Genomic DNA, 13,178 nt, shown 5'->3' with positions numbered 1-13,178 from the left:
ATCACCTAGTAAAATGAACAATGTTCAATTTATGGAAAAATTCGGCAGTATTTATGAACACTCTCCCTGGGTGGCGGAGCGTGCCTGGCAGTCCGGCATTACGAAAGAGCATGATACAGTGGAAATATTTGCGGCACTGATGGCACGCATTGTTGATGAGGCGGAGGAACCGCTCAAATGGGAGCTGATTGCGGCGCATCCCGATCTGGCCGGCAAGGCGGCGGTAAAAGGGGATTTGACCGCCGCCTCCAGTTCCGAGCAAGCAGGAGCGGGGCTTGGCGATTGTTCGCCGGAAGAATTCGCGGCTTTTGAAAAATACAACGCGGCCTATAAATCGAAATTCGGATTTCCCTTTATCATGGCCGTCAAGAATAGTAATCGCCATGATATACTTGCCGGATTTGAAAGGCGTCTTCAGAATTCCAAGGAAAAGGAATTTGAGACGGCGCTCGCGGAGATCTACAAGATCGCCTTTTTTAGACTGGCTGAAATATAGATCGGTGCTTTTTGCTTTGAGGAGATGTGAATGAATTCGGCCACGCCACCATCTGTTGGGTTTGCAGATAGATTTATTGACCTTGCGTCCCCTCGTCTCGGGACGGAGGTGATCTTTGCTACGGACGATTTTTTTGCTGACAAGTCCCGATTGATCAATCCTGCACCGCCGGTCTTTATCGCCGAGAAATATGATGACAACGGAAAATGGATGGACGGCTGGGAAAGCCGCCGCAAGCGCGGAGAGGGACATGACCATTGCATCATCCGCTTCGGCCTTCCGGGGATCATTCACGGTTTCAACATTGATACCAGCCATTTTACCGGCAATTTCCCGCCCGCGGCCTCGATTGACGCCTGCCTTGTCGACGGGGACCCCGATGCGAAGACGATCTGGACGGAGATACTCCCCGCTGTCACTCTTAAAGGTGATAGCCAGCACTTGCATGCAATTACGGATAATCGGAACTGGAGTCACCTCAGGCTCAATATATATCCTGATGGTGGGGTTGCCCGGCTGAGAGTCTATGGAGAGGTGCAATGCAACTGGGAAAAACGGGACCCGAGCGAACTGATTGATCTTGCGGCCCTTGTCAACGGTGGGCGCGGTTTTGCCGCCAGTGATCAACACTACGGATCGCCCTCCCAGATTCTCGCGCCGGGACGGGGAGTTAATATGGGGGATGGCTGGGAAACACGTCGACGCCGTGAACCCGGGAATGACTGGGCGCTAATTGCCCTTGGTCATCCGGGCATTATTTCAAAAGTTGAAGTGGATACGGCGCATTTCAAAGGGAACTATCCGGATCGTTGTTCAATACAAGGAGCGTTTGTTACCGGCGGAACAGAAGAATCACTGGTAACGCAAAGCATGTTCTGGAAAACCCTGCTGCCTGAACAGAAACTTGAAATGGATGCAATTCATTCTTTTGAAAAAGAGATTATTGATATCGGTCCGATCAGTCATGTACGGCTCAATATCATTCCCGACGGCGGGATCAGCCGGCTTCGCCTTTTCGGACGGATAACGAGATAGCGACATGCCCCTCAAGATCGAGCCGCTCACCCGGGAGACCTTTGCCCCATTTGGAGACGTCATTGAAACCGACGGGGCGGAGCATTTTGACATTAACAATGGTTCAACAATCCGTTTTCACGACCTTGCGAAAATCGAGACGGATGAAGACGGGCGCGTTCTTGTCAATATTTTCCGGGCGACGCCGCTTGAGTATCCGCTCACAATCCAGATGGTGGAGCGGCATCCGAAAGGCAGCCAGGCGTTTATTCCTCTCAACAACAGGCCTTATCTGATTTTGGTCGCGCCAAAGGGCGAAACTGTGCAGGCCTCGGATTTACGGGTCTTTCGCGCAAGCGGACAACAGGGCGTGAATTATCATGCCGGGACATGGCATCATCCGGTGCTGGCATTGGAAGATGTCAGTGATTTTTTGGTCATCGATCGCGGTGGGGACGGCATGAATTGCGATGAAATTTATTTTACCGATCCCGATCTCACACTCGATCTATGATTTTGTTCGGTAGTGATAGCGATAAAGTGTGTCTTTGAACCCCATCTGCTTCCAGAACGCTTTTCCCGTTTCATTTTCGGCGACAACTTGTAAGTAGGCGTGAGGGACCCCGGCAGTCTGAGCTTTTATCAGCATGTGCTGCACAATATGCGCCGCGAATCCTCTGCGGCGAAAACTGGGATGAACAGCAAATTCGAACAGTCCGAGGAGGTTGGCGGATTGCACACCGAAGCCGCAGGCGACGATTTCCTTTCCGCATAGAATGGCGAGCGCATGTATTTCAAGCTCGATAAGAGCAAGCATCTCCTGAAAGACGGTTTGTTTCGCCTTGTCCTGACCTGTCAGTGTCGCAACGCCTCTTCGCCAGAAGGCGCTCTCTGCATCATAGCTGTGGACTTTAGGACCTTGGGCGGGTTTTATTTCCGCATCGAGCGCTTTCAGGCGTACTTCAGTTTCGCCAAAATAGCCATAGCCACGCGAGGCCAGAGCCGCATCAATCCTGTCGTCGGCAAGCGGCGTGAGTCTAAAATGGCATGGTTGCTTTTCCTGCTGATAGGCAGCTTCGCAATAGTCAATTTTCTCTTCCAGCGGCAGCGTGCCCGGAGCCATTATATTGACCGAATTTGCTCGCCGTGTATGGTTTCTTGCGAAGCGCAGATGCCAGCCATCATAGATCTCCGTTCGAAGCGCGGGGATCGAGGCAAGGGAATGGGACTCTATTTCGGCGATTTGTTGCGACATGATGTTTGGTCGGATTTTACGGGCTTGCACAGATGAGCCGCCCATACATACTTAGCAGTATATTGCCACAGGAGAGACGACCTGCCTATGGGTTCTTTTTTTAAGCCGCTGAGACGGCGCCTCATATTTGCCTGCGTTGTGGTAATGGCCTTTGTTGCGTGTCTGTTTACGCTATTCGTTGATCTGCAGCCAAAAGTCTCATCCGATTTTTTCTTTGGCTCTGATGACCCTGAACTCGCGCAGTCCGCCCGTATTCATGAGCTTTTCCCGTCAGATGAGTTTTTAATCATAAGCGCCGCCAGCTACGATATTTTCTCATCGCGTTATAATGAAACCCTCAAGAATTTTTCCAATGATATTGCGAATATTCCAGGTATCCACAGGGTCGTGAGCGTTTCAACAGGCCCCGAAAGTGTTGCCCGCGCCAACGAAGGGCCTTTCTGGAAATCATTGCTGATCGGTGACGATGGCAAGTCGACATTAATCTTTGCCTTCGTCGATGCGCCCGTGAACTCTCATGTTATCGACGAGGTGGAGGCGGCTGCGAGGATGTTCATTGATGGCGACGCGTTCCATATTCGCCTTTCAGGGACCCCCTATATTGTTGAGCAGATCCGGCGAAGCCTGATTGACGATATCGAGATATTCAGCTCCGCCTCCCTTGTGATCTTTGCCGTCATTTTGATGATTGTCTTCCGGTCCCCGATCATCGCCCTGGGTGCAAGCGCCAGCGGTATCACAGCCATTTTCCTGACCTTGCTGATACTCCAGTCAATCGGCCAGCCCGTCGGCATCCTCACGGCCAATCTTGCAATCATTGTGTTTGTGCTGGTGCAATCCCAGATCATCTACCTTACGGTGAACTGGCGCCGGACGAGTATAAAGGATGATATTGCGGCCGTTCGGGCCGCTTTAATTCAAACATTCCGGGCGTCATTCTGGTGCATGCTGACAACCCTTTTGGGATTTGCGACGCTTTTGAATGTAGCCGCGGAGCCGCTTCGACAGCTCGGGATGGGAGGTATCGTAGGGGCAATCGTTGCTCTTATCTGCAGCTATGCTCTTTATCCCGTATTCCTGCTTTTTGCGGAGCGTAAGATGGAAGAGATGTCCGGCGGTACTAAAATCCTGAAATCCCATCGCTTTATTCGCTATGGGGTCGGGGGCGCCTTGCTCCTGATTGTCCTCTTTGCCGCTCCGGGGCTCTCTCGGCTCAATACGGATCCAAGCCTTCTATCATATTTCGATAAGGACTCCGAGCTGGGCGAGGGGCTTCAATATATCGATGAGAATGGAGGCAGCAGTCCCTTGAAGCTGGTCGTCCGCCTTAAAGATGGCACAAGGCTGGACAATGAAGCCGGATACAACGCCATGTGGCAATTACACAATAACCTGTTGACGGCTGACAGTGTTGGAACGGTGATTTCTCTGCCTGCGCTGCTGGCGGAGGCAAACACGCATCCGCTGGCGTTTTTGCTGCCCTGGCGGGAAATCGTCACACTGCTTTCTCTCGGGATCAATGATAACGTGGCTGAAAATTTCCTGAATGAAGATCGCGACCAGGTGCTCTTCCTTCTGCGGATGAATGAGGCCGGACGCGAGAGCACACGGAATGAAGTAATCGCTGAACTTCATGACATCATAACGAATGCAGGCTTTAACCCGGTGTTGACGGGGGGTGTCTATATGCTTCAGGGGCGGTTGTCCGCACTCGTCTCACAGAGCCTGATCACCGGCCTTGGAGGTCTTCTGTTTTTATTTGCGATCATCGCCTGGATCGTCATTCGCAACTGGCGCGTTGCTGTGGCGATGACCCTGACGGCAGCGCTTATACCCGTCACAATCCTGGGAGGGGTCGGTTGGTTCAATATCCCGGTGGATATAATTTCGGCACCTGCGGTCAGTGTCTGCATCGGGATTGCGGTGGATGCGCTTATCCATCTTGCTCTGGCCCTTAGGCGACATGATTACAACAGGAACAGGCTTAGTGCCTGGACGTTGGCCCTTCAGGAACAATCCATAGGAGTTATCGCCTCCAGCAGTATCATTGCGATGGGATTTCTTATCTTCGCTAGTTCCGCGTTTCCACCGACAGGCCGGTTTGGTATGGAGATTGTGTTGGGCGCGATATTCGCCGGCATTGCGGCTCTCACGCTGTTCCCGTTATTGACCGTTTGCCTTGAAAAAGTTACGAGACGGCCATGAGTATTGATTTTCCGGATACGGGATTGCCGGTAGAGGACGTGCTGCCGGAGCTTGCCAAAGTATTGAGAGTGGCGCCGGTCGCGATCCTTGAGGCGGCGCCGGGGGCCGGGAAAACCACGCTCGTTCCATTATTCCTTCTCAAGTCAGGAATATTAGGTTCCGGCAAGATCATCATGCTGGAGCCTCGACGTCTGGCGGCGCGGGCGGCGGCGCGCCGGATGGCGGATTTGCTGGGTGAGGAAGTCGGGCAGACCGTCGGTTATCGTGTCCGGCTCGACAGTAAGGTCAGTGAGCAGACCCGGATCGAGGTGGTGACAGAGGGAATTCTGACGCGGCGCCTTCAGTCCGATCCGGAGCTTGAGGGTGTTGATCTTCTCATCTTTGATGAATTCCATGAGCGCAGCCTGCAAACGGATCTCGGCCTTGCTCTGGCGCGGCAGGTACAGGAAATCCTGCGCGATGATCTTCGGTTACTGCTGATGTCGGCGACAATAGATACGTCACGGATAGCAAAGGCCCTCGGGGAAGCGCCTGTTATCAGCAGCGCCGGACGACAATTCCCGGTGGAAACCCGGTTCCTGTCGCGTGCTGGCTTCAAAGCGCCTCTGCAGGAGGTTGTACCCACAGTCGAGGAGGCTCTCCGGGAGGAGGGGGATATTCTGGTGTTCCTGCCCGGAATCGGGGAAATCACCCGCCTGCAAAAGCGGCTTGCACAGATATCATCGTTGTCGGATACGCTGATTTTACCCTTACATGGAAGCCTACCGCCGAAAGATCAGGACAGGGCGATCCAACCCAATGCCGATGGCAGGAGAAAGATTGTCCTTTCAACAGACATAGCAGAGACCAGCCTGACTATTGAAGGGGTGCGGATCGTCATTGATTCAGGATTGGCACGACGGCCAGTTTTTAACCCGAATAGCGGAATGACCGCGCTGGAGACACAGCGGATTGCCCGGGCTTCCGCTGATCAACGACGGGGACGCGCCGGGCGGCTCGGGCCTGGCATCTGCTATCGCCTTTGGACCGCGGCAGAAGACAGGGGGTTAATTGAGTTTGCTCCGCCCGAGATTATGACAACGGATTTGACGGCGCTGGTGCTGGAACTCGCAAAATGGGGTGTCGAGGAGCCAGCCGATCTTTTCTGGATGGACGCACCGCCACGCGGTCCGTTCGCGCAAGGCAGAGATATTTTGCGGGCATTGGGTGCGATTGACGCAGATGATAAGATTACCACCCTTGGGCAGAAAATTGTCAGTCTTCCCCTGCATCCGAGACTCGGGGGGATGCTGATCAAAGCCCAGAGAATTGGCGCTTCTGGGCTTGCCGTGGATATTGCTGCACTGTTGTCGGAGCGGGATATTCTGCGCCGCGATCCAGATTTCCCGGATGCGGATATCCGCTCCCGACTGGAGATATTGTCCCAGGCTGGGCACAAAGGCCGCAATACTTCGGGCGCTGTGCAGCAAGTACGCCGTGCCAGCCAGGACTTGCGCCGCCGTCTTAAAATCCAGGATGGTTCTGAGATACAGGAATCTGTTGGCCTCTTACTGGCCTTTGCTTATCCCGACCGGATTGGAGAGCTGCGCAGTGAAAGCCAGCTTCAGTATCGTTTGTCGGGTGGACGCGGTGCCCGGCTGGTCGAGAATGACCGGCTTAAGGGAGAACCCTATATTGTGGTTGCCGACCTCGACGGGAAAGGCCGCGATGCAAGAATTCATCTTGCTGCACCGATCTCAATCAAGGAGATTGAAGAGAGTTTTGCGGATATGATCGTGTCCATCCGGCGAGTCTTCTGGGATGAAAAGAAGTCGCGTGTCCTGGCAGTTCAGGAACGTAAACTCGGCGCTCTTCTCATTGAACAGCAGCGTATAGAAACTCCCGCTCCGGAAGAGATAGAGGCCGCTCTGCTCGCCGTGGTCAAGAGCAAGGGTCTCAAAGTTCTGCCGTGGAATGAGGAAAGCAAACGTCTCGCCGACCGTATCAATTTCGTAAGATATCATGGAGATGGGGAGGGGTGGCCTGATTTGTCGAACTTGGCGCTAGAGAATTCCGTTGAAGATTGGTTGCATCCTTATCTCGCGGGATTGTCGTCCCTTGATGACCTTCAAAAACTCAATCTGACGGAAATTCTGATGAATATGCTGAATTGGGATCAGCGTATGCAACTCGATGGATATGCGCCGCCATCCATGAAAGTGCCAAGCGGATCCAATATCCGGCTTGATTACAGCGATCCGGAAAGCCCCGTACTTGCCGCACGCTTGCAGGAGTTGTTTGGTCTACAGACGGTGCCGAAATTGTGCAACGGGCGTGTTGCTGTCTCCATTCATCTTCTCTCGCCGGCGCGACGGCCCGTGCAGATTACGCAGGATCTCGCCAGCTTCTGGCAAAACACCTACACAGATGTAAAAAAGGATCTGAAAGGGCGATATCCGAAACATTATTGGCCGGACGATCCGCTTGAGGCAGAGGCCACAAGCCGCGTTAAGCCGCGCCGGAATTAGGCACGGGCATTACCGATAGGTACTCTGCCAATTTTTACGCGTAAGCAGGGCTGATAAAGAGAATATGTCGTCAGTCATTAAATTCCGAGGCGAGATATTTGTCGTACCAGTCGAGTTCGGGCCGAAGTTTGACAACCTCGCCAATAACTATGAGGGCTGGCGGCTTTAAATTGCTTTTTTCAAGATCTTGCGCGGCGTTCGCGAGTGTACTCACGACAACTTTCTGATCCTTCGTTGTTGCCCGGAAAACAATAGCAACGCTCTCGTCCTGACTGCGGCCATATCGGATCAATCGTTCTGCAATTGACCGGATATGCCTGACACCCATATAGACCACGATAACAGGAGACCCTTTCGCGATATATTCCCAATCGACATCAGGGACCTCGCCGCTTGCGTCATGACCCGTCAGGAACGTAACGGCCGAGTTTGTCTCGCGATGTGTCAGAGGAATGCCCGCGTAGGCGAGACCACCGACCCCGGATGAGATGCCCGGGATAACACGAAAAGGAATGTTGTGCGCCGCCAGCGTTAGTGCTTCCTCTCCGCCACGGCCAAAGATATATGGATCGCCGCCTTTCAGGCGTAATACTCTCTTTCCCTCCCTGGCAAGGGCGATCAATCGCTCCGTGATATCATTCTGCTTAGGGGAAGGTTTGCCCCCCCGCTTGCCGGCATATTCCAGAATTGTATCCGGTCCCGTCAGTTCCAGGATATCCTGCCCAACCAGAGCGTCATAGACCAGTACATCCGCCTGTCGTAATGCCTCATAAGCATAGAGGGTGAGCAGTCCGGCATCCCCGGGACCTGCGCCAACCAGCCAGACCGAACCCGGTTCAAATGGCGGTATTTTGCTCAAAATCTTGTCCATGCCCTTCTTTTACACATCTATTATCTTCCCGCATAGCCATCCGTGATACTGCTGCTTATAAAATTCGAATGGCGGATAAAATCTCTCCGTGGTCCTTCAAGTGTGTGGCGTAATTGAGGTTCCGCAGTCCTGCTTGATCTGGCAAAACTGCTTCCCCGCGTCAGAATGCGGTTTGTTTTCGTAAACTTATCCTGTAGTTTCTCGGGTATGACGGAGACTGTTGAAAATAAAATCGTGGTCAAAGACCTCTGCAAAAGTTTTGATGGCGTTCAGGTGCTGAACGGCATTAATCTAGAGGTGAAAACCGGAGAAATTCTGACACTGATCGGACCCTCCGGTTCGGGTAAGACACTTACACTCAAATGTATTCTGGGTCTTGTCAAACCGGATAGCGGTTCAATACTGCTCGATGGCAAGGAAGTCAGCGATTTGCCGGAGAAGGATAGGGTCAAGTTTTTCCAGAACTTTGGTATTCTGTTCCAGCGATCGGGATTGTTTGACGGCTTGCGGGTATGGGAAAATATAGGCTTTCGTCTCAGCCAGCAGCCCGGCATGAGCAAAAGCGATGTCAAGGAGATGGCGATCAAGAAGCTGCGGTCGGTCGGGCTTTCTGCCGATGTGGCGGACCTCTACCCGGCGGAGCTTTCCGGCGGAATGCAGAAGCGCGTGGGGTTTGCCCGCGCCATTGCCGGGGATCCGCCAATTCTGTTTCTGGATGAGCCGACAGCGGGTCTCGACCCGATCATGAGCAATGTTATCAATGATCAGATTTTCAACAATGTTCGGGAATTGGGCAGTACGGTGATGGCGATTACCAGTAATTTGCTCACGGCGCGTATCATTTCTGATCGCATTGCCATGTTGCATGAAGGACGTGTCGTCTGGACCGGAGATGTCCGAGAGGCCGTGCATAGTGATAATGCCTATGTTTCCCAGTTCTGGAACAAGCGTAAAGACGGTCCGATACAGATGTCGGTATCAACGATTTCAGCCTGAGACAGGAGAAATTTTCATCACGCAAACAGTTTGTTGAGCGTCTGAATTTTCACATGCCGACAATCAGGACTGCTCAATATCCATGCGTGACGGAGAAATTGATTCATTCATTGCTTCCGACCTTTTGAGGTATCGAAAAAAACTGCCCTGGAAGCGGGAGGTCATATCTCCCGGCTGCTGGGAGCGTCCATATCTCATCGATAATCATATAACCCGGGCCCATGCGGAAAGTCGGCGCATGGAAGAGAGCCGCGAACTGGCAACGCTCCGGGATGCAGTTGAGCGCGAACTCGCGCATTATCCGGCGGCAAAACAGCGGTTATGGTTGGCTGAATACCGTTTCATGGAAAAGCTAATGTCATTTCGTCAATTGGCAATATATGCGCCGGCTTTTCTGACTCTGTCCCGTATTATGCCCAGGAAGATGATATTCTGCCGCCGTGAGGTGGTACATCGATACCTGAAGTTGCATCCGTTGCCAAAAACGCCATTCATTGAGAGGCTTTGCCGCCAGTTCGTGCGCTCAAGTGTGCTGCTTTATCCGGCAGAGAAACTGGTTTTGGCAGCCGATAAATTCATTCGCCTTGCCTCGCGCTCCGCCGATCAGAGCAAAAAGCTAAACCGTCATCGGGTCGCCATACTTTTGCGGTCCCATCAGATGATGAGCGATGTGGAAATTTGTGAAATATTTCAATGCGAGGAAATATATCTCGACGAGCTTGCCCTTCTTGCCGAACTGGCGGATTACTATCGGTTGACTCTCGATGATATTTTCAAGGTCTCCGCGGAGGAGATTAACCGCTTCTGGGATATCCAGTATTAATCCTCCCCCGCCGGAAATAAAATACCGAAGGCAGCGCGCGCGCCTTGCTCTTTTGTCTGTGTAAACGTATCCTCTTATTTCGAAACGTCTTTTCGCAGGTTCCGAAGCAAACAATGCATCAACTCACGGAAATTGCCCTCATTGCGACAATTGCCCTGGTTCTCGGGATGATTATGACACGGCTGAAACAGCCGGCGATTGTCGGCTATCTGCTGACCGGAATGGTTTTGGGGCGTTCCGCCTTCGGCTTTGTCGAGGACCGTGAAAATGTTGAAATTCTGGCCGAGCTGGGCGTGCTGATGCTGCTCTACCTGATCGGGATGGAGCTTAACCTGAAATCTTTTATGCGCATCTGGAAAACAGCCATTGGAGGCGTTTTCCTTCAGGTTGCCGTCGCCTATCTGGTCGTCGGTGTGCTTGCGCTCTATTTGAAATGGCCTTGGGAGCTGACAATATTGCTGGCTTTCAGCCTGTCCATCAGCTCGACGGCTGTCGCGGTAAAAATACTTGAAGATATCGGCGAATTGCATCAGCGTACGGGCAATATTGCGATTGGCCTGCTGATTGCGCAAGACCTCGCCGTAGTGCCGATGCTGCTGATCGTGGGCAGTCTGTCCGGTGAAGCGCTGAATGTCCCGATACTTCTCCTGACGCTTGGTCTTGCCGTTGCTTTTCTGGTGGGGCTTATTCTTTTCCTGAGCCGCCGTGAACGCATTCATCTTCCTTTCCTGCAGGCTATCTCGGGGCATGCGGATCTGGCGCCTCTTTTTGGAATTGTTTTCTGCCTTGGTCTTGCTGCCATCAGCGGCCTTCTGGGCACATCGCCGGCCTTTGGCGCGTTCCTCGCGGGACTTATTATCGGCAACAGCCAGGAACGGAAAAGCATTGTCGAGGCGACGCAGCCCATACAATCGATCCTGCTGATGATCTTTTTTCTCTCGATCGGGCTGCTGATCGACATTACCTATATCTGGCAAAATATTGGCCTTGTCCTGGTGATGCTGCTTGTTGTGATTGTGGGCAAGACAGCGATTAATATTGTTATCTTGAGAGTAACCGGCGTCGACTGGCGTTCTGCCTTTATTGCAGGGACTGCCCTCGGCCAGATCGGGGAGTTCTCTTTCCTTCTGATGGCGATCGGCGGGGGCAGCGGATATGTATCACGCGATATTTCCCAACTTATGATTACGGTTATCGCCTTAAGTCTCATGGTCAGCCCGCTGTGGCTGATGACGGCGAGACGGGCTCAGACGGTGGCCGCAGGTCAGGCCAGTAATTTCCAGCTTTTCTGGAACAATGCATACGGAAAAGAAACAGTAGCGGTTGTTCGGGCGACAAAGGCAACGAAAGGGTATCTCAAGTCTTTGGCAACCGGTAAATCAGCGCAAACAAATGCTGCGGCGGAGGATGATGGAAAAGCGGCCACCTCTTCCCATACGGAAGGATCTGAAACCCTCATCCAAAGTGAAGATGCCGCATCCTATCAGGCATTGATGGAGGAGGAGCGCGGAGATAGCGGCAAAGACAAAAACTAGCCGTTGCGGGTGCTGCAACAGTCTTAAACCGTCTATTATATTTACTGGAATGCTTGTTTTCGGCAGTTTGCCTATATAGGTTGCTTTCACGCTCAAATTTCACAAGAGGTACCCTTGGACCGTATTCAGGAAATAGTGGATTTCTGGTTTTTGCCGGAAAGCGATGAAAATTACGGCAAGCAGCGCGAAGTCTGGTTTAAGAAAAATCCGGATTTTGACGCTGAAGTTCGCGGAAAATTCCTCGAAGATTTTGAAAAGGCCGAAGCGGGAGAATTGCTTCACTGGTCGGAGAGCGCCCGCGGGTCTCTCGCCTTGATACTGCTTTTTGACCAGTTTACCCGAAATATGTTCCGCGATTCACCGCGTGCATTCGCTGCCGATGGGAAGGCGCGGGAGATTGCCCGGCATATGCTTTCGTGTGGCTTCTACGATGAGCTCAATACGGTGGAAAAGCAGTTCGCCGCGTTGCCGTTTGAACATAGCGAAGACATGGATGATCAGAAGCTCTCGGTTAAACTGTTTGAGGAGCTGGGGTCGGGCGAAGCCTTGGATTATGCGCAACGACACCTGGAGATTATTGAACGATTTGGACGTTTCCCGCACCGGAATGAGCAGTTGGGCAGAGAAAGTACAAAGGAGGAAGAAGCGTTCCTGAAAACGCCAAATTCCTCCTTCTAAATATTTAAACAACAAGACATCAGGGGGCTGACCATGAGTCAATTGTCAGATCAGGTTATTATTGTTACGGGCGCCAGTCGTGGTATTGGCGCAGCGGCTGCTGTCGCGCTTGCGGAATCGGGGGCGAAGCTCTGTTTGAGCGCACGGTCCGCTGCGTCCTGCAGCAAAGTTCTTGAGGACATTAAGAATGCCGGCGGAGAGGCTTTTGCCGCCAGTTGCGACGTGTCCGATTTCTCGGCTGTGGAGAAGCTGGTTGCGGAGACACTGGATCGGTATGGGAAGGTTGATGTCATAATAAACAACGCTGGCATTGTTGATCCCATAGGGTTGATTGCGGAGAGTCACCCCGATGAATGGGCCCGCAATATCTCGGTGAACCTCCTGGGCGTATATCATGGAACACGGGCGGTTTTGCCGAACTTTCTCGCGCAGCAGTCGGGTGTGATTATAAATATCAGTTCTGGTGCGGCACACAGCCCCATGGAAGGTTGGGGAGCATATTGTTCCGGCAAGGCCGGGGTTTATATGCTGACCCGGGCAACGGCCCTGGAAGCCGGAGAAAAAGGCGTGCGCGTCTATGGTTTTGCGCCGGGCGTTGTCGATACTGAAATGCAGGTTGTTATCCGTGCCTCCGGCATAAATCCGGTCAGTCAGATTCCACGGGAAAACCTGGCTGCCGCTGAAGAACCGGCGAAAGCAATTGCTTGGCTCTGCAGCGATGCCGCAAGCGATTTGGCGGGTCAGGAACTCACCATTCGCGACGAAACACTCCGCAAGAGAGCCGGACTGCCTGTCTGA

At 52.7% G+C, this 13,178-nt stretch carries 12 protein-coding genes; 10 read left to right on the top strand and 2 right to left on the bottom strand.

All coding sequences use genetic code 11. From position 1 onward, the window contains the following. Window positions 1-13: 13 nt before the first annotated feature. Genes uraD through AAC599_RS10725 form a run of 3 tightly spaced genes read left to right on the top strand, consistent with a single transcriptional unit; the run spans window position 14 to window position 2,024 of the window. The gene (gene uraD, locus AAC599_RS10735; protein WP_340150395.1) at window positions 14-496 is read left to right on the top strand and encodes a 2-oxo-4-hydroxy-4-carboxy-5-ureidoimidazoline decarboxylase; all 483 of its coding nucleotides are present in this window, start codon (window positions 14-16) and stop codon (window positions 494-496) included. 30 nt (window positions 497-526) lie between these two features. Next, window positions 527-1,531 carry an allantoicase gene (gene alc, locus AAC599_RS10730; protein ID WP_340150394.1) on the top strand — a complete coding sequence of 335 codons (1,005 nt, stop codon included), beginning with the start codon at window positions 527-529 and terminating at the stop codon, window positions 1,529-1,531. A gap of 4 nt (window positions 1,532-1,535) precedes the next feature. Then, complete coding sequence (locus AAC599_RS10725; RefSeq protein WP_340150393.1) at window positions 1,536-2,024, top strand: ureidoglycolate lyase; 489 nt, start codon at window positions 1,536-1,538, stop codon at window positions 2,022-2,024. Here AAC599_RS10725 and AAC599_RS10720 read toward each other — a convergent pair. Then, window positions 2,019-2,765 (bottom strand): GNAT family N-acetyltransferase, encoded by a 747-nt coding sequence (locus tag AAC599_RS10720; RefSeq protein ID WP_340150392.1) that lies wholly within the window; start codon window positions 2,763-2,765, stop codon window positions 2,019-2,021. The genes AAC599_RS10725 and AAC599_RS10720 overlap by 6 nt on opposite strands. Window positions 2,766-2,852: 87 nt before the next feature. On the opposite strand from AAC599_RS10720, the gene AAC599_RS10715 reads away from it, so the two are divergent. Continuing rightward, window positions 2,853-4,970, top strand: coding sequence for an MMPL family transporter (locus AAC599_RS10715; RefSeq protein ID WP_340150391.1), 2,118 nt, complete (start codon window positions 2,853-2,855; stop codon window positions 4,968-4,970). Further along, window positions 4,967-7,477 carry an ATP-dependent helicase HrpB gene (gene hrpB, locus AAC599_RS10710; protein ID WP_340150390.1) on the top strand — a complete coding sequence of 837 codons (2,511 nt, stop codon included), beginning with the start codon at window positions 4,967-4,969 and terminating at the stop codon, window positions 7,475-7,477. The genes AAC599_RS10715 and hrpB overlap by 4 nt, the downstream gene beginning before the upstream one ends. 70 nt (window positions 7,478-7,547) lie before the next feature. On the opposite strand, the gene cobA is transcribed toward hrpB, so the two are convergent. Further along, window positions 7,548-8,336, bottom strand: coding sequence for a uroporphyrinogen-III C-methyltransferase (cobA, locus tag AAC599_RS10705; RefSeq protein WP_340150389.1), 789 nt, complete (start codon window positions 8,334-8,336; stop codon window positions 7,548-7,550). Between the two features lie 219 nt (window positions 8,337-8,555). Between cobA and AAC599_RS10700 the strand changes: the two genes are divergently transcribed. The 5 genes from AAC599_RS10700 to AAC599_RS10680 all read left to right on the top strand — a co-directional run bounded on the left by AAC599_RS10700 (window position 8,556) and on the right by AAC599_RS10680 (window position 13,178). Further along, a complete protein-coding gene (locus tag AAC599_RS10700) occupies window positions 8,556-9,344 on the top strand; it encodes an ATP-binding cassette domain-containing protein (protein WP_340150388.1) in 789 nt (262 codons plus the stop codon). Between the two features lie 238 nt (window positions 9,345-9,582). Then, entirely contained in the window at window positions 9,583-10,167 is a 585-nt protein-coding gene (locus tag AAC599_RS10695; protein ID WP_340150387.1) for a hypothetical protein, read from the top strand. Window positions 10,168-10,280: 113 nt separating this feature from the next. Next, window positions 10,281-11,702, top strand: a complete 1,422-nt coding sequence (locus AAC599_RS10690; RefSeq protein ID WP_340150386.1) for a cation:proton antiporter — start codon at window positions 10,281-10,283, stop codon at window positions 11,700-11,702. Window positions 11,703-11,816: 114 nt separating this feature from the next. Beyond that, window positions 11,817-12,380 (top strand): DUF924 family protein, encoded by a 564-nt coding sequence (locus tag AAC599_RS10685; RefSeq protein WP_340150385.1) that lies wholly within the window; start codon window positions 11,817-11,819, stop codon window positions 12,378-12,380. Between the two features lie 33 nt (window positions 12,381-12,413). Continuing rightward, window positions 12,414-13,178 carry an SDR family NAD(P)-dependent oxidoreductase gene (locus tag AAC599_RS10680; RefSeq protein WP_340150384.1) on the top strand — a complete coding sequence of 255 codons (765 nt, stop codon included), beginning with the start codon at window positions 12,414-12,416 and terminating at the stop codon, window positions 13,176-13,178.

The sequence above is a fragment of the uncultured Sneathiella sp. genome, assembly GCF_963976355.1.
Classification (GTDB): Bacteria; Pseudomonadota; Alphaproteobacteria; order Sneathiellales; family Sneathiellaceae; genus Sneathiella.
This window is presented reverse-complemented; position numbering and strand designations above follow the sequence as displayed.